The sequence below is a fragment of the Nocardioides sp. zg-1228 genome (genome assembly GCF_017086465.1).
GTDB lineage: Bacteria > Actinomycetota > Actinomycetes > Propionibacteriales > Nocardioidaceae > Nocardioides.
In genome coordinates this window covers 2,275,225-2,290,451 of sequence record NZ_CP070961.1, presented here as the reverse complement: position 1 = coordinate 2,290,451, position 15,227 = coordinate 2,275,225, and the positions used below count along the sequence as shown (strand labels likewise).

Genomic DNA, 15,227 nt, shown 5'->3' with positions numbered 1-15,227 from the left:
GCAGCCCGCGCCTGCATCCGGGCCACCCGGCCGCGGCGCTTCGGGATGCGCGATGATCGACGCGTGATGACGTTCCTCGAGCTCGGGCCGGGCCGGGACTTCGTGCTCCTCGCCCTGCCCAAGACCGCGAGCACGTCGCTCGAGCGGACTCTGTCGCCGTACGCCACCGAGGTCGTCGGCTCGCCGCCGGGCCGCAAGCACCTCCCGGCCCGCGGCTTCGTCCACACCAAGGCGCACGAGCTCGCCGCGCAGGGGCACCCACGCGAGTCCTACGACCTGGTCACCATGTTCCGCGAGCCGGTCGCCTGGCTGGAGTCGTGGTGGCGCTACCGGGCCCGCGAGGACAGCCGGCAGTCGACGGCCGAGATGACCTTCGAGGAGTTCGCGCTCCACTACCTCGCCGGCGACGACGAGGCGCCCGTGCCGAAGGGCCGCCCTGCGCGGTTCATCCACGCCCAGGGCAGCGTCGCGGTCGACCACGTGCTCGCCGTCGAGCGTCCCGACGTCTGGACGTCGTGGTTCGCCGAGCGGATCGGCCGACCGCTGGAGTTCGAGCGGCGCAACGCCTCGTCCGCCGAGCACGGCGAGCTCGGGTTCGCCACCCGCGAGGCGCTGGTGGCCCACTTCGCCCCGGAGTACGAGGTGTGGCGGCGCCTGGCCGACGCCGGCGTGTGGTCGGGCGCCCGCGGCACCCGCCTGGAGTCGCTGGGTCAGCAGCGAGATCAGTAGGTGTAGCCGAAGAGCTCGATGTCCTCGGCGTAGACCTCGGCGACCCGCTGACGCGTCTCGTCGGTGTAGTAGTCGTGGTAGGTGCCGTGCTTGGACTTGTTCTTGTGCGGCGGCGTCGTCGGCTCGAGGCCGAGCTGCACCTGCACGCGCTGGAGGTCCTGCACGAAGTTCTCGGTGCGGCCGATGAAGTCGACCTCGCGCCCGTGCTTGGGGGCGCGGAGGTACTTGATCTGCGGCGTGCCGACGCGGGGCAGCTCCTCGGTGCCGCGCATCACGAACTCGTCGAAGCCGGAGTACGCGGCCGCGGCCCGCCACATGTCGTTGCCGTCGCGCATCGAGTGGTGCTTGACGTCCTGCGGCTTGCCGCTGCGGGGGCCGTGCCGACGGTCCCAGGCGGAGATCATCGAGTACCACGAGACCATCCGCGCCCACGGGTTGCGCACGAAGCCGAACGTCCAGTAGTCGATCACCTGCGGCTCGTGCTTGATGATCTTGCCGAGCGTCGCGTGGCGGCCGATGGGGACGCGCGCCTTGCGGGCGTCGGGGCAGGCCTCCTTGACGGTCTCCTCGACCGACACGCCGCCCGTCTTGGGGACGTGGACGAAGAGCACCTTGCGCGAGTCGCTGATCAGCACGCGGCGAGGCTATCCCACCGCGGCAGGGCTCCCACGCGCCGCCGAGCACCTAGCATCGCGACGTGACGACGACCGCACCGGCGCGCGGCTACCGGGCCTCCCAGAAGGTGCTGCACTGGCTGACGGTGCTGGCCGTGGCGGCGCAGTTCGCCGTCGGCTACGCCCTCGACCTCGACGGCGACTGCGACCCGTCGGGGGAGGACCGCAGCGGCGGCGACACCACCGACGCGGAGGAGGAGCGGTTCGACCGGCTCGAGGAGGCGTGCGAGGCGCGCGCCGACGACTACGACCTGCTCGGCGGCGGGCTCGACCTGGCGGAGCTGCACCTCGGCCTCGGGATGACCGTCCTGCTGCTCGGTGTCGTACGCCCGCTGTGGCGACGGGTGGCCGGTCTCCCGCCGTGGTCGGACCACCTCTCCACGCGCCAGCGGCGCCTGGTCCACTGGACCGAGCGCGCCCTCCTGGTGCTGCTGGTCCTCGTGCCGCTGAGCGGACTGTTGCTCGTCGGCACCGGGGACGACGCCTGGCTGCCCCTCCACATCGGGGCGCATGTGGCGTTCTTCACCGCCCTGGCGGCGCACCTGTCCACCAACCTGCGCCCGGTGATCCTGCGCCGGATGCTCTGAGCCCGGCGCCCGCACTCCCGAGCGGGCGCGTCAGCGCTCGAGCGGCCAGCCGCGCTGCGCCCAGCCCCCGGTGCCGCCCGCCACGTTGATCGCCGGGACGCCCTGGGCTCGCAGGTGGTCGACCACCTGGCGGCTCCGGCCGCCGGACTGGCAGATCACGAAGACGGGCCGGTCGCGCGGCAGCTCGGCGACGTGGGCGGGGACGTCGTTCATCGCGGTGTGCGTGGCCCCGGGCACGTGACCGCCGGCGTACTCGTCGTCCTCGCGGACGTCGAGGACGAACGCCCCCTGGCTGTGGGCGGCGGCGAACTCGTCGAGACCCACCTCGTCCTGCGGTCCGTCGGCGGCGGCCTCCTGCGCGGCGGCGACCTCCTGGCGTACGGCGTCCATGTCGAGGCCGCGGGCCTGCTCGATCACCCCGGCGAGGGCCTGCGGCGGCAGCGCGCCGGCCTGGTTGAAGAGCAGGATCCCGTCGCGGAACAGCATCAGGGTCGGGATCGAGGTGATCGCGGCCATCTGCGCCAGCTGCTGCTCGGCCTCGGTGTCGACCTTGCCGAAGACGATGTCGGGGTTGTCCTCCGACGCCTTCTCGTAGACGGGGGCGAACTGCCGGCACGGTCCGCACCAGGCGGCCCAGAAGTCGACGAGGACGATGCCCTCACCGCTCACGGTCTGCTCGAAGTCGGCCAGGGTCAGCTCTCGCGTGCTCATGCCTCCACAGTGCCACGGAGGTCGGAGCAGGGCCTCACCAGCCGCGTTCGCGCCACTCAGCGAGGTGGGGGCGCTCGTCGCCCAGCCGGCCGTCGTTGCCGTGGCCGGGGTAGAACCAGGTGTCGTCGGGGAGCCGGTCGAACAGCTTGGTCTCCACCTCGCCGACCAGCTGGGCGAACGCCTCGGCGTCGCCGAAGGTCGAGCCCACGCCGCCGGGGAAGAGCGAGTCGCCGGTGAACAGCTGCGGGCTGGGAGAGACGGCCTCGTCGTCGAGGAGCAGGCAGATCGAGCCCGGCGTGTGGCCGGCGACCGGAACGACCACCAGGTCGCACGTGCCCACGGCGACCGTGTCGCCCTCGCCGACCCGGCGCTCCACGGTGACGCCGGTCTGCTCCTCGATCGCGTCGGCGTCGGGGGCGCCGGCGACCACCGTCGCGCCCGGGTGGGCCGCCTTCACCGCGGCCAGCGCCCGGTGGTGGTCCCAGTGCTGGTGGGTCGTGACGATCGCGGTCAGGGCCCGGTCGCCGATGAGCTCCAGCAGCCGCTCCGGCTCCGCCGCCGCGTCGACGAGCACCAGCTCGTCGGTCTCGGTGCAGTGCAGCAGGTAGCAGTTGTTGGACATCTCCGGGTCGACGGCCACCTTCGTCAGGGTCAGGCACCCGAGCGGGCGCACGCCCGGCTCGCCGCCGGGGGACACCTCGCCGGTGTAGGACTCGTTCACCATGGATCAACCTTCGGTAGCTCGTCGGAATCGGATGTGAGGCCCTCGCCGGAGCCACGGCCGGTGAGCCACCAGCCGAGGGCACCCGACGTGCCACTGACGACGGGCACCTGGTCGGCGGCCTCGCCGGGCGAACCGTAGCGCCAGGTGTGCCCGAGGTCGGTGGGCCGGACGGCGAACGGCTGAGGATAGGCGCGCTTGGTCATCGACTCCAGCAGCATCGCGCGGAAGTCCTCGGGCCAGTCGTCGGCCGTGTAGCCGGTGCCGAGGTCGGCGTGGTGGATCTCCACCTCGCGCAGCCGCATCAGCACCGCGTTGCGCAGCGCGAAGCCAGGTCCGCCCGGAGTGCGCTCGAACCGGCCGTCCCAGTCGTCGGGCCGCATCGCGGTGAGCGCCTCGCCGAAGCGGGCCGTCGACGCCGCGAGGCGCTCGCGCAGCTCCTCCGGCCCGGTCGACGCGAGGTCGTCGATGTCGGCGTCGCGCGCCTGCGGCGAGGCGTACATCGGCTGGGGTCGTCCGGTGCGGGCTCCGTGCAGGACGCCGGCGAGACCCTCGGCGTTGAGCGCGAGGTGCGCGAGCACGTGGCTGCGGGTCCAGCCCGGCAGTCGGGAGGCCTCCGCATACTGGGCACCAGCGAGCGCCTCGACCGTGCGGCCGAGCGCTCGATCGGCTCGGGCGACGGTGTCCGGGCCTGGTCTCGGGAGGTCGATCACCCGACCATCGTGACACCACCGGCGCCTCCGTGCGGTCCACCCTGCCGGGTGGACGATGGGGCGCTGTCGGTGCTGCGTGAGAGGGTGGATCGGTGCGTCGACTTGATCGCGACGCGCCTCCGGGACGAACATGCGTTCGACTCCGTCAAAAGCCAGAACGAGGACCACTGTGGCCGACCAGCTCATCATCAGGGGCGCCCGCGAGCACAACCTGAAGGACGTCTCGCTCGACCTGCCGCGCGACTCGCTCATCGTCTTCACGGGCCTGTCCGGCTCGGGCAAGTCGAGCCTCGCCTTCGACACCATCTTCGCCGAGGGCCAGCGCCGCTACGTCGAGTCGCTGTCGGCCTACGCCCGCCAGTTCCTCGGCCAGATGGACAAGCCCGACGTCGACTTCATCGAGGGCCTGAGCCCGGCCGTCAGCATCGACCAGAAGTCCACCTCGAAGAACCCCCGCTCGACGGTGGGCACGATCACCGAGGTCTACGACTACCTCCGCCTGCTCTACGCCCGCGCGGGCCGCGCCCACTGCCCCACCTGCGGTGCCCCGATCGAGCGGCAGACGCCGCAGCAGATCGTCGACCGCATCCTCGCGCTGGAGGAGGGCCGCCGGTTCCAGGTGCTGGCGCCGGTGATCCGCGGCCGCAAGGGGGAGTACGTCGAGCTGTTCCGCCAGCTGCAGCAGCAGGGCTTCAGCCGGGCGCGCGTCGACGGCCAGGTCCACTCCCTCGACGACCCGCCGACCCTCGACAAGAAGCTCAAGCACACGATCGAGGTCGTGGTCGACCGGCTCGCGGTCAAGGAGTCGTCCAAGCGCCGCCTCACCGACTCGGTGGAGACCGCCCTCGGCCTCGCCGGCGGGCTCGTCGTCTTCGACTTCGTCGACCTCGACGCCAAGGACCCGGGCCGGGAGATGAAGTTCTCCGAGAAGATGGCCTGCCCCAACGACCACCCCATCGACACCGACGACCTCGAGCCGCGCTCGTTCTCGTTCAACTCGCCGTTCGGAGCGTGCCCGGTCTGCTCCGGCCTCGGCACCCGGATGGAGGTCGACCCCGACCTCGTCGTCCCCGACCCCCGCGCCACGCTCGGCGAGGGCGCGATCGCCCCGTGGAGCGGCGCGCACGTCGCCGACTACTTCCTGCGCCTGGTCAACGCGCTGGGCGAGGAGCTCGGCTTCGACCTCAACACGCCCTGGGAGGACCTGCCGGCCAAGGTGCGCACCTCCCTGCTGGAGGGTCACAAGACCAAGGTCCACGTCGTCACCCGCAACCGCTACGGCCGCCAGCGGGCCTACTACGCCGCGTTCGAGGGCGTGCGCCCCTACGTCGAGCGCCGCCACCGCGAGGCCGAGTCCGACACGAGCCGCGAGCGGTTCGAGGGCTTCATGCGCGAGGTGCCGTGCCCGGCCTGCCGGGGCACCCGCCTCAAGCCGGTCTCGGTGTCGGTCACCCTCGGTGCCCGCGACCAGGGCGGCAAGAACATCGCCGAGGTGTGCGCCCTCCCGATCGACGAGGCCGCCCACTACCTCCGCACCGTGGAGCTCTCCGCGCGCGAGCGCCAGATCGGCGAGCAGGTGCTCAAGGAGATCCAGGAGCGCCTGCGGTTCCTGCTCGACGTCGGCCTCGACTACCTCTCCCTCGACCGGCCCAGCGGGTCGCTGTCGGGTGGCGAGGCCCAGCGGATCCGGCTCGCCACGCAGATCGGCGCCGGCCTCGTCGGCGTCCTCTACGTGCTCGACGAGCCCTCCATCGGCCTCCACCAGCGCGACAACCAGCGCCTGATCGAGACCCTCGTGCGGCTCAAGGAGCTCGGCAACACGCTGATCGTCGTCGAGCACGACGAGGAGACCGTCCGGGTGGCCGACTGGGTCGTCGACATCGGCCCCGGCGCCGGTGAGCACGGCGGCCAGGTCGTCCACTCCGGCACCGTCGAGGGTCTGCTCGCCCACCCCGACTCGATGACCGGGCAATACCTCAGCGGCCGCCGCGAGATCCCGGTGCCGGCCGTGCGCCGCCCGCGCACCAAGGGCCGCGAGCTCGTCGTCCACGGTGCGCGCGAGCACAACCTCCGCGACGTCGACGTCGCCTTCCCGCTCGGGGTCTTCACCGCCGTCACCGGCGTCTCGGGCTCGGGCAAGTCGACGCTGGTCAACGACATCCTCTACACGTCGCTGGCCAAGCAGATCTACAACGCCCGCACCGTTCCCGGCCGCCACACCAAGATCACCGGCCTCGAGCACGTCGACAAGGTGATCCACGTCGACCAGTCGCCGATCGGCCGCACCCCGCGCTCCAACCCGGCCACCTACACCGGCGTCTTCGACCACGTGCGCCGGCTCTTCGCCTCCACCCCCGAGGCCAAGATGCGCGGCTACCTCCAGGGCCGGTTCTCGTTCAACGTCAAGGGCGGGCGCTGCGAGGCGTGCTCCGGCGACGGCACGATCAAGATCGAGATGAACTTCCTCCCCGACGTCTACGTCCCGTGCGAGGTGTGCCACGGCGCCCGCTACAACCGCGAGACGCTCGAGGTGCACTACAAGGGCAAGACCATCGCCGAGGTCCTCGACATGCCGATCGAGGAGGCCGCCGAGTTCTTCGCCGCGGTGCCCGCGATCGCGCGCCACATGAAGACCCTGGAGGAGGTCGGGCTCGGCTACGTCCGTCTCGGGCAGCCCGCGACCACGCTGTCCGGCGGCGAGGCGCAGCGCGTCAAGCTCGCCAGCGAGCTGCAGAAGCGGTCCACCGGCCGCACGGTCTACGTCCTCGACGAGCCCACGACCGGCCTCCACTTCGAGGACATCCGCAAGCTGCTCGGCGTGCTGTCGAGCCTGGTCGACAAGGGCAACACCGTCCTGGTGATCGAGCACAACCTCGACGTCATCAAGACCGCCGACTGGATCATCGACATGGGTCCCGAGGGCGGCTCGCGGGGCGGCATGGTCGTCGCCGAGGGGACGCCCGAGCAGGTCGCGGCGGTCCCGGAGAGCCACACCGGTCACTTCCTCGCGCCGATCCTGGAGGGTCGCGGCGCCCAGCAGCCGGGGGCACCGCGCCGGCAGCCGGCCGTGGCCGCGAAGTCGGGGCCGGCGACGCGCACCGCGACGAAGGCCACCGCGAAGAAGACGGCGGCGAAGAAGGCCCCTGCCAAGAAGACCGCGGCCAGGAAGACGACGAAGAAGTCCTGACCGACCATCAGGTTTCTCACAGGTCCGCTGGCTAGGGTCGCGGCATGACCGCCCTCAACAGACGTCGCGCCCTCACCGGATCGGCGGCGATCGCCGTCGGTGTCCCCGTCCTCGCCGCCTGCGGCTCCGACGGCGACTCGACGGCCACCGACCCCGCCGACTCGGCAACGCCCTCGCCGAGCGACACGAGCTCGGCGCCGAGCACCGACGGCACCCAGACGCCGAGCGGCGGCGCGGCGCTGGCGAGCGCCTCGGACGTGCCCGTCGGCGGGTGCGTGGTCAACACGGACGCGAAGGTCGTGGTGACCCAGCCGACCGAGGGCGACTTCAAGGCGTTCTCGGCCGTGTGCACCCACCAGGGCTGCCTCGTCCAGTCCAGCAGCGAGGGCGACATCCCCTGCCCGTGCCACATGAGCCGGTTCTCGCTGGACGACGGCTCGCCGCTGTCCGGACCCGCCACCGCGCCGCTCGCCGCGGTGCAGATCACCGTCGACGGGGACTCGATCACCGAGGCCTGATCGGCAGCGCAGCGGGGCCCTCCGGGCTGTCGGGGGGCGCCCGTAGGGTTGACCCGTGGCCAGTCCGAGCTCCTATCGACCCGCACCTGGATCGATCCCGACGAAGCCGGGGGTCTACCGCTTCCGCGACGCCAAGGGCCGCGTCATCTACGTCGGCAAGGCCAAGAGCCTGCGGCCCCGCCTCTCGTCCTACTTCCAGGACATCGGCAACCTCCACCCGCGCACGGCGAGCATGGTCACCACCGGTGCCAGCGTCGAGTGGACGGTCGTCGACACCGAGGTCGAGGCGCTCCAGCTGGAGTACAGCTGGATCAAGGAGTTCGACCCCCGCTTCAACGTCAAGTACCGCGACGACAAGTCCTACCCCTGGCTGGCGGTGACCGTCGGCGAGGAGTTCCCCCGGGTCATGGTGGGCCGCGGCGCCAAGCGCAAGGGCACCCGCTACTTCGGCCCCTACAGCCACGCGTGGGCGATCCGCGAGACCGTCGACCTGCTCCTGCGCGTCTTCCCGATGCGGTCGTGCAGCAACGGCGTCTTCAAGCGCTCCGCCCAGATCGGCCGTCCCTGCCTGCTGGGCTACATCGACAAGTGCGCGGCTCCCTGCGTGGGCAACGTCACCGCCGAGCAGCACCGCGAGATCGTCGACGACTTCTGCGACTTCATGGCCGGCAACACCGCGGCGTTCACCCGGCGCATCGAGCGCGAGATGTACGCCGCCTCCGAGGCGCTCGACTTCGAGAAGGCCGCCCGGCTGCGCGACGACCTCGGGGCGCTCACCAAGGCGCTGGAGAAGCAGGCGGTGGTGCTGCGTGACGGCACCGACGCCGACGTGATCGCGCTCGCGGAGGACCCCCTCGAGGTGGCGGTCCAGATCTTCTACGTCCGCGGCGGCCGCATCCGCGGCCAGCGTGGGTGGGTCGCCGACCGCACCGACGAGGGCGGCACGCCCGAGCTGGTCCAGGACTTCCTCCTCCAGCTCTACGGCGGCGAGGACGACTCCATCCCGCGCGAGGTGCTGGTGCCGGCCCTGCCGCCCGACAGCGACGTGCTCGAGCAGTTGCTCAGCGAGCGGCGGGGGAGCAGGGTCGTCATCCGGGTCCCGCAGCGCGGCGACAAGCGCGACCTCCAGCAGACGGTCGCCAACAACGCCGCCCAGGCGCTCGCCCTCCACAAGACCAAGCGCGCCAGCGACCTCACCACCCGCAACCGCGCCCTCGAGGAGATCCAGAAGTCGCTGGGCCTCGACGAGGTGCCGTTGCGCATCGAGTGCTACGACGTGTCCAACCTCCAGGGCACCGAGGTCGTCGCCTCGATGGTGGTCTTCGAGGACGGTCTGGCCCGCAAGTCCGAATACCGCCGCTTCGTCATCCGCGGCGTCGACGGGCAGAACGACGTCGCCTCGATGCACGAGGTGATCACCCGTCGGTTCCGCCGGCTGCTCGACGAGCAGGCTCGCAGTGAGCTCCAAGACGCTCCTCGGGCGGCGCCAGCGGGCTCGGCTGCTTCGCAGGCTCAGCAGGACGAGCCGCAGGCGCCCCTCCTCGTCGACCCGGAGACCGGGCGTCCCCGCAAGTTCGCCTACGCGCCCTCGCTGGTGGTCGTCGACGGTGGCCCGCCCCAGGTGGCGGCGGCCCAGCAGGCGCTCGCCGAGCTCGGCATCGACGACATCCCCGTCTGCGGGCTCGCCAAGCGCCTCGAGGAGGTGTGGCTGCCGGGGGAGGAGGACCCGGTGATCATGGCGCGCACCAGCGAGGGCCTCTACCTGCTCCAGCGGATCCGCGACGAGGCGCACCGCTTCGCGATCACCCACCACCGCGGCCGGCGGTCCAAGTCGATGGTGGAGAGCGCCCTCGACGACGTCCCCGGCCTGGGCGAGGTGCGGCGCAAGACCCTGCTCAAGCACTTCGGCTCGCTCAAGAAGCTGCGCGAGGCCGACATCGACCAGATCGCGCTCGTGCCCGGCATCGGGCCGCGCACGGCGACGGCGATCAAGGACGCGGTCGCGCAGGCCGACGCGACGCGCAAGACTGCTCCCCGCGAGCCGGCCGTCAACACCGCCACCGGCGAGATCCTGGAGGACTGAGAGGCATGCCCGCGATGAACGAGACCGCCCCCGGCGAGCTGGTGATCGTCACCGGCATGACCGGTGCAGGCCGCAGCACCGCCGCCAAGGAGCTGGAGGACCTCGGCTACTTCGTCGTCGACAACCTCCCGCCCACCCTGGTGCGCGACGTGGTGCGGCTCGTCGACGACAGTCGCGGCGTCCACCAGCCGATCGCCGTGGTGGTCGACGTGCGCTCCGGCTCGTTCTTCGACTCCCTCCAGGCCAACCGCCACCAGCAGGTGACCGGGCGGCCCACCACCCTGCTGTTCCTCGAGGCCACCGACGAGGTGCTGGTTCGGCGCCAGGAGGCGGCGCGCCGGCCCCACCCGCTGCAGGGTGGCGGACGGCTGCTGCACGGCCTGCACCGCGAGCGGACCGCGCTGGCCGACCTCCGAGGCGACGCCGACGTCCTCCTCGACACCTCCAACTTCAACGTCCACCAGCTCAAGGACCGCATCGCCGAGCTCTTCGGCACGGCCGCGTCGACGCGGCTCAAGGTCACCGTGATCAGCTTCGGCTTCAAGTACGGCATCCCGGTCGACGCCGACTGGGTCGCCGACATGCGCTTCCTGCCCAACCCCCACTGGATCCCCGATCTGCGTCCCCAGGACGGCCGCGACCCCGACGTGTCGGCCTACGTGCTCTCGCAGCCCGGTGCCGGGCGGTTCCTCGAGCAGTACCTCCCGGTGCTCGAGACGGTGGCCGAGGGATACCTCACCGAGGGCAAGCGGTTCATGCGCGTGGCGGTCGGGTGCACCGGCGGCAAGCACCGCAGTGTCGCGATGAGCGAGGCCATCGGCGCGCTGCTGCGCGAGTCCGGCTACGACGTGCGCACCTCCCACCGCGACCTCGGCAGGGAGTGACGTGGCCCGCGACACCGCCCAGGCCGCGGTGGCGCTCGGCGGCGGCCACGGCCTCTACGCGACCCTGTCGGCCCTGCGCCGCCTGCACGACGACCTCACCATCGACGACCTCACGGCGGTCGTGACCGTCGCCGACAACGGCGGCTCGTCCGGACGGCTGCGCGGCGAGTTCGGCGTGCTGCCGCCGGGCGACCTGCGGATGGCGCTCGCGGCTCTGTGCGGCGACGACGAGTGGGGCCGCACCTGGGCCGAGGTCCTGCAGCACCGCTTCGCGGGACAGGGCCAGATGAACGGCCACGTGGTGGGCAACCTGCTCATCGTCGGCCTCTGGGAGCTGATGGGCGACCCGGTGCGGGCGCTCGACTGGGTCGGGCGGCTGCTCGGGGCCCACGGCCGCGTCCTGCCGATGGCGACCACGCCGATGGACATCACCGCTCGGGTGCGCGGCGCAGAGGCCGCGCATCCCGACGCGGTCACCGTCGTACGCGGGCAGGTCGAGGTCGCCACGACCGCGGGACGCATCGAGTCGGTCGCCCTGGTGCCGGAGGACCCGCAGGCGTGCGCCGAGGCGGTCGACGCGATCCTCGCCGCGGAGTGGGTGGTGCTGGGTCCGGGCTCGTGGTTCAGCTCGGTGATCCCGCACCTGATGGTCCCCGGGCTGCGCCGGGCGCTCGCCGAGACCGCCGCGCGGCTCGTCGTCGTGCTCAACCTCGAGGCCCAGCCGGGGGAGACCACCGGCTTCGGTCCCGCCGACCACCTGGCCGTGCTGTTCGAGCACGCCCCCGACCTCACGGTCCACGCGGTGCTGGTCGACTCCTCGGCGCTCGCCGACGACCACGAACGGCTCGCGAAGGACGTCGCCGAGCGGGGCGCCCGGCTCGTCGTCGCCGACATCGCCGTGCCGGGGGAGCCGCGCCACGACCCGGAGAGCCTGGCCGCGGCGTTCCGGCGGATCGTGGAGGAGGCATGAGTCACGCCGGGAGGGCGGTTGCCGCCGTTCCCGCCGGGGTTCGTTGACCCGCGTGGCAGGATTCGCCTCATGGCTATGACGGCGCAGGTGAAGGCAGAGCTCGCCTCCACCCAGATCACCAAGACCTGCTGCCGCAAGGCCGAAGTGGCCTCGATGCTGCGCTTCGCCGGGGGCCTGCACATCGTGAGCGGGCGCATCGTCGTGGAGGCCGAGCTCGACACCGGCGCCGCCGCGCGGCGGCTCCGCACCGACATCGCCGAGGTCTACGGGCACCCCTCCGACGTGGTCATGGTGCAGGGCAACGGCATCCGCAAGGGCAGCCGCTACCTCGTGCGGGTGACCAAGGACGGCGAGGCGCTGGCGCGCCAGACCGGGCTGCTCGACCAGCGCGGTCGGCCCGTACGCGGGCTGCCGCCGGCCGTGGTCAGCGGCGGCGGGTGCGACGCGGTCGCGGCGTGGCGCGGCGCGTTCCTCGCGCACGGCTCGCTCACCGAGCCCGGACGCTCGTCCTCGCTCGAGATCACCTGCCCCGGCCCCGAGGCCGCGCTGGCCATCGTCGGCGTCGCCCGCCGGCTCGGCATCTCCGCCAAGGCACGCGAGGTCCGCGGCGTCGACCGGGTCGTGATCCGCGACGGCGACGCGATCGGCGCGCTCCTCACCCGGCTCGGCGCTCACGAGTCGCTGATGGCGTGGGAGGAGCGCCGGATGCGGCGCGAGGTGCGGGCCACCGCCAACCGGCTCGCCAACTTCGACGACGCCAACCTGCGCCGCTCGGCCCGTGCCGCCGTCGCCGCCGGTGCCCGCGTGGAGCGGGCCCTGGAGATCCTCGGCGAGGAGATCCCCGACCACCTGCGCCAGGCCGGACACCTGCGCCTCGAGCACAAGCAGGCGTCGCTGGAGGAGCTCGGGCAGCTCCACGAGCCGGTCCTGACCAAGGACGCCATCGCCGGCCGCATCCGCCGGTTGCTGGCCATGGCCGACAAGCGCGCCGAGGACCTCGGCATCCCCGACACCGAGTCGTCGCTGACGCCGGAGATGCTGGCCGAGGACGCCTGAACGGGCCGTTCCGGCCAGATTGGATCGTTCCAAGTTACCGGTCCGTACCGCGGGAGACCCGGGGTCGACGGGTCTCGGGCACCCAGTAGGGTCGTAACTGGTCACCAAAGGCCAACTGTCGACGGGGTCACCGAAGGCCCCACCAAGGAGGCACGGATCATGACTGTCCGCGTAGGCATCAACGGCTTCGGCCGCATCGGTCGCAACTTCTTCCGCGCGGTGCGCGCCTCGGGCGCCGACATCGAGATCGTGGGCGTCAACGACCTCACCGACAACGCCTCGCTCGCCAACCTGCTCAAGTTCGACTCCATCCTGGGTCGCCTCGACGCCGACGTCACCAGCGACGACACGTCGATCCGCGTCGGCGACCAGACCATCGCGGCGTTCGCCGAGCGCGACCCGGCCGCCCTCAAGTGGGGTGACATCGGTGCCGACGTGATCGTCGAGTCCACCGGATTCTTCACCGACGCCACCAAGGCGCGCGCCCACCTCGACGCCGGCGCCAAGAAGGTCATCATCTCGGCGCCCGCCAAGAACGAGGACATCACCGTCGTGATGGGCGTCAACCACGAGCTCTACGACCCGGCCTCCCACACGGTCATCTCCAACGCGTCGTGCACCACCAACTGCCTCGCGCCGATGGCCAAGGCGCTCCACGAGGGCCTCGGCATCAACAAGGGCCTGATGACGACCATCCACGCCTACACCGCCGACCAGAACCTCCAGGACAACATCCACAAGGACCCGCGTCGTGCCCGCGCGGCCGCGCTCAACATGGTGCCCACCTCCACCGGTGCCGCCAAGGCGATCGGCCTGGTCCTGCCCGAGCTCAAGGGCAAGCTCGACGGCTACGCGATGCGCGTCCCGGTCCCGACCGGCTCCGCCACCGACCTGACCTTCGAGGCGTCCCGCGAGACCTCCGTCGACGAGGTCAACGAGATCGTGAAGGCCGCGGCCGACGGTCGCTACCTGAAGTACTCCACCGACCCGCTCGTCTCCACCGACATCGTCACCGACCCGGCGTCCTGCATCTTCGACGCCCCGCTCACCAAGGTCAACGGCAACCAGGTCAAGGTGCTCGGCTGGTACGACAACGAGTGGGGCTACTCCAACCGGCTCGCCGACCTGATCACCTACGTCGGCTCCTCGCTCTGACGCCGATGCCCGCCACCACTCCCGGCATCGACTCGCTCGGTGACCTGAAGGGCAAGCGCGTCCTGGTCCGGTCCGACCTCAACGTCCCGCTCGACGGCAGCACGCCGGGGGACATGAAGGTGGCCGACGACGGCCGGATCCGCGCGAGCGTGCCGACGATCAAGCAGCTCTCCGACGCCGGCGCCCGGGTGGTCGTCACCGCCCACCTGGGCCGGCCGAAGGGCGCGCCCGACCCGAAGTACTCGCTCCGGCCCGTGGCCGAGCGGCTCTCCGAGCTGCTCGGCCGCCCGGTGGCGTTCGCGACCGACACGGTCGGCACGAGCGCCACGGAGACGGTGGCGGGCCTGCAGGACGGCGACGTCGCCCTGCTGGAGAACGTTCGGTTCAACGACGGCGAGACCAGCAAGGACGACGAGGTCCGCGCCGCGTTCGCCGACCAGCTCGCCCAGCTGGCCGACGCGTTCGTCTCCGACGGCTTCGGCGTCGTGCACCGCAAGCAGGCCAGCGTCTACGACGTCGCGCTGCGGCTGCCGTCCGCCATGGGCGGCCTGGTCGCCAAGGAGGTCGACGTGCTGCGACGGCTCACCGAGGACCCCCAGCGCCCCTACGTCGTCGTGCTCGGCGGGTCGAAGGTCTCCGACAAGCTCGGCGTCATCGACAACCTCATCGACAAGGCCGACAAGCTGCTCATCGGCGGCGGGATGGTCTTCACCTTCCTCAAGGCCCAGGGCCACGAGGTGGGCAAGAGCCTGCTCGAGGCCGACCAGGTCGACACCTGCGCCCGCTACCTCACCGAGGCGGCCGAGCGCGGTGTGGAGATCCTGCTGCCGACCGACGTCGTGGTCGACACGGCGTTCCCGTCGGGCGACCGCGAGCCGCAGCCCAGCGTCGTACCCGCCTCGGAGATCCCGGCCGACGCCATCGGGCTCGACATCGGGCCCGAGTCGGCGGCGGCGTTCGCGGCGGCCCTGGCCGACGCGCGCACGGTCTTCTGGAACGGCCCGATGGGCGTGTTCGAGACCGACGCGTTCGCCGGCGGCACCCGTGCCGTCGCCGAGGCGCTGACGAAGGTCGACGGGCTGTCCGTCGTCGGCGGTGGTGACTCCGCCGCGGCCGTGCGCAAGCTCGGCTTCGACGAGGCCGCGTTCGGCCACATCTCCACCGGCGGTGGCGCGTCGCTGGAGTTCCTGGAGGGCAAGGAGCTCCCGGGCATCGCCGTACTCGAGAGGGGCTGACCGT

14 protein-coding genes are annotated in these 15,227 nt (G+C 71.9%); 10 read left to right on the top strand and 4 right to left on the bottom strand.

What is annotated here, in order from left to right:
• Window positions 1-63 precede the first annotated feature (63 nt).
• Window positions 64-729: a hypothetical protein gene (locus tag JX575_RS10990; protein ID WP_186342611.1), complete on the top strand. Its 666-nt coding sequence runs from the start codon at window positions 64-66 to the stop codon at window positions 727-729.
• Here the strand turns inward: JX575_RS10990 and JX575_RS10985 are convergent.
• Entirely contained in the window at window positions 723-1,364 is a 642-nt protein-coding gene (locus tag JX575_RS10985; RefSeq protein ID WP_186342610.1) for a sulfotransferase family 2 domain-containing protein, read from the bottom strand. The two genes, JX575_RS10990 and JX575_RS10985, sit on opposite strands and share 7 nt — an antisense overlap.
• A gap of 62 nt (window positions 1,365-1,426) precedes the next feature.
• On the opposite strand from JX575_RS10985, the gene JX575_RS10980 reads away from it, so the two are divergent.
• Window positions 1,427-1,990, top strand: coding sequence for a cytochrome b/b6 domain-containing protein (locus tag JX575_RS10980; RefSeq protein ID WP_186342609.1), 564 nt, complete (start codon window positions 1,427-1,429; stop codon window positions 1,988-1,990).
• A gap of 30 nt (window positions 1,991-2,020) precedes the next feature.
• Here the strand turns inward: JX575_RS10980 and JX575_RS19890 are convergent, their stop codons facing one another.
• Genes JX575_RS19890 through JX575_RS10965 form a run of 3 tightly spaced genes read right to left on the bottom strand, consistent with a single transcriptional unit; the run spans window position 2,021 to window position 4,135 of the window.
• On the bottom strand, window positions 2,021-2,701 hold the full coding sequence (locus JX575_RS19890; protein WP_186342608.1) for a thioredoxin domain-containing protein: 681 nt from the start codon (window positions 2,699-2,701) through the stop codon (window positions 2,021-2,023).
• A 34-nt stretch (window positions 2,702-2,735) separates the two neighbouring features.
• Window positions 2,736-3,425 carry an MBL fold metallo-hydrolase gene (locus JX575_RS10970; RefSeq protein ID WP_186342607.1) on the bottom strand — a complete coding sequence of 230 codons (690 nt, stop codon included), beginning with the start codon at window positions 3,423-3,425 and terminating at the stop codon, window positions 2,736-2,738.
• On the bottom strand, window positions 3,419-4,135 hold the full coding sequence (locus tag JX575_RS10965) for a maleylpyruvate isomerase family mycothiol-dependent enzyme (RefSeq protein WP_186342606.1): 717 nt from the start codon (window positions 4,133-4,135) through the stop codon (window positions 3,419-3,421). The genes JX575_RS10970 and JX575_RS10965 overlap by 7 nt, the downstream gene beginning before the upstream one ends.
• A gap of 169 nt (window positions 4,136-4,304) precedes the next feature.
• On the opposite strand from JX575_RS10965, the gene uvrA reads away from it, so the two are divergent.
• The 8 genes from uvrA (at window position 4,305) to JX575_RS10925 (ending at window position 15,223) form a co-directional block, all read left to right on the top strand.
• Window positions 4,305-7,322, top strand: coding sequence for an excinuclease ABC subunit UvrA (gene uvrA, locus JX575_RS10960; RefSeq protein WP_186342605.1), 3,018 nt, complete (start codon window positions 4,305-4,307; stop codon window positions 7,320-7,322).
• A 44-nt stretch (window positions 7,323-7,366) separates the two neighbouring features.
• Window positions 7,367-7,840 carry a Rieske 2Fe-2S domain-containing protein gene (locus JX575_RS10955; RefSeq protein WP_186342604.1) on the top strand — a complete coding sequence of 158 codons (474 nt, stop codon included), beginning with the start codon at window positions 7,367-7,369 and terminating at the stop codon, window positions 7,838-7,840.
• A 55-nt stretch (window positions 7,841-7,895) separates the two neighbouring features.
• Entirely contained in the window at window positions 7,896-9,923 is a 2,028-nt protein-coding gene (uvrC, locus tag JX575_RS10950) for an excinuclease ABC subunit UvrC (RefSeq protein WP_186342603.1), read from the top strand.
• A 5-nt stretch (window positions 9,924-9,928) separates the two neighbouring features.
• Complete coding sequence (gene rapZ / locus JX575_RS10945; protein ID WP_313960530.1) at window positions 9,929-10,807, top strand: RNase adapter RapZ; 879 nt, start codon at window positions 9,929-9,931, stop codon at window positions 10,805-10,807.
• A gap of 1 nt (window position 10,808) precedes the next feature.
• Window positions 10,809-11,777: a uridine diphosphate-N-acetylglucosamine-binding protein YvcK gene (yvcK, locus tag JX575_RS10940; protein ID WP_206054369.1), complete on the top strand. Its 969-nt coding sequence runs from the start codon at window positions 10,809-10,811 to the stop codon at window positions 11,775-11,777.
• A gap of 69 nt (window positions 11,778-11,846) precedes the next feature.
• Entirely contained in the window at window positions 11,847-12,833 is a 987-nt protein-coding gene (whiA, locus tag JX575_RS10935) for a DNA-binding protein WhiA (RefSeq protein WP_186342602.1), read from the top strand.
• A 159-nt stretch (window positions 12,834-12,992) separates the two neighbouring features.
• Complete coding sequence (gap, locus tag JX575_RS10930; protein WP_186342601.1) at window positions 12,993-13,988, top strand: type I glyceraldehyde-3-phosphate dehydrogenase; 996 nt, start codon at window positions 12,993-12,995, stop codon at window positions 13,986-13,988.
• 5 nt (window positions 13,989-13,993) lie between these two features.
• Window positions 13,994-15,223 (top strand): phosphoglycerate kinase, encoded by a 1,230-nt coding sequence (locus JX575_RS10925; protein ID WP_186342600.1) that lies wholly within the window; start codon window positions 13,994-13,996, stop codon window positions 15,221-15,223.
• Window positions 15,224-15,227: the final 4 nt, after the last annotated feature.

Coding starts and splice junctions, on each gene's coding strand:
- JX575_RS10955 (WP_186342604.1), top strand. CDS start 7,367: ATGACCGCCCTCAACAGACGTCGCGCCCTCACCGGATCGGCGGCGATC.
- JX575_RS10925 (WP_186342600.1), top strand. CDS start 13,994: ATGCCCGCCACCACTCCCGGCATCGACTCGCTCGGTGACCTGAAGGGC.
- JX575_RS10970 (WP_186342607.1), bottom strand. CDS start 3,425: ATGGTGAACGAGTCCTACACCGGCGAGGTGTCCCCCGGCGGCGAGCCG.
- whiA (WP_186342602.1), top strand. CDS start 11,847: ATGGCTATGACGGCGCAGGTGAAGGCAGAGCTCGCCTCCACCCAGATC.
- JX575_RS19890 (WP_186342608.1), bottom strand. CDS start 2,701: ATGAGCACGCGAGAGCTGACCCTGGCCGACTTCGAGCAGACCGTGAGC.
- gap (WP_186342601.1), top strand. CDS start 12,993: ATGACTGTCCGCGTAGGCATCAACGGCTTCGGCCGCATCGGTCGCAAC.
- rapZ (WP_313960530.1), top strand. CDS start 9,929: ATGCCCGCGATGAACGAGACCGCCCCCGGCGAGCTGGTGATCGTCACC.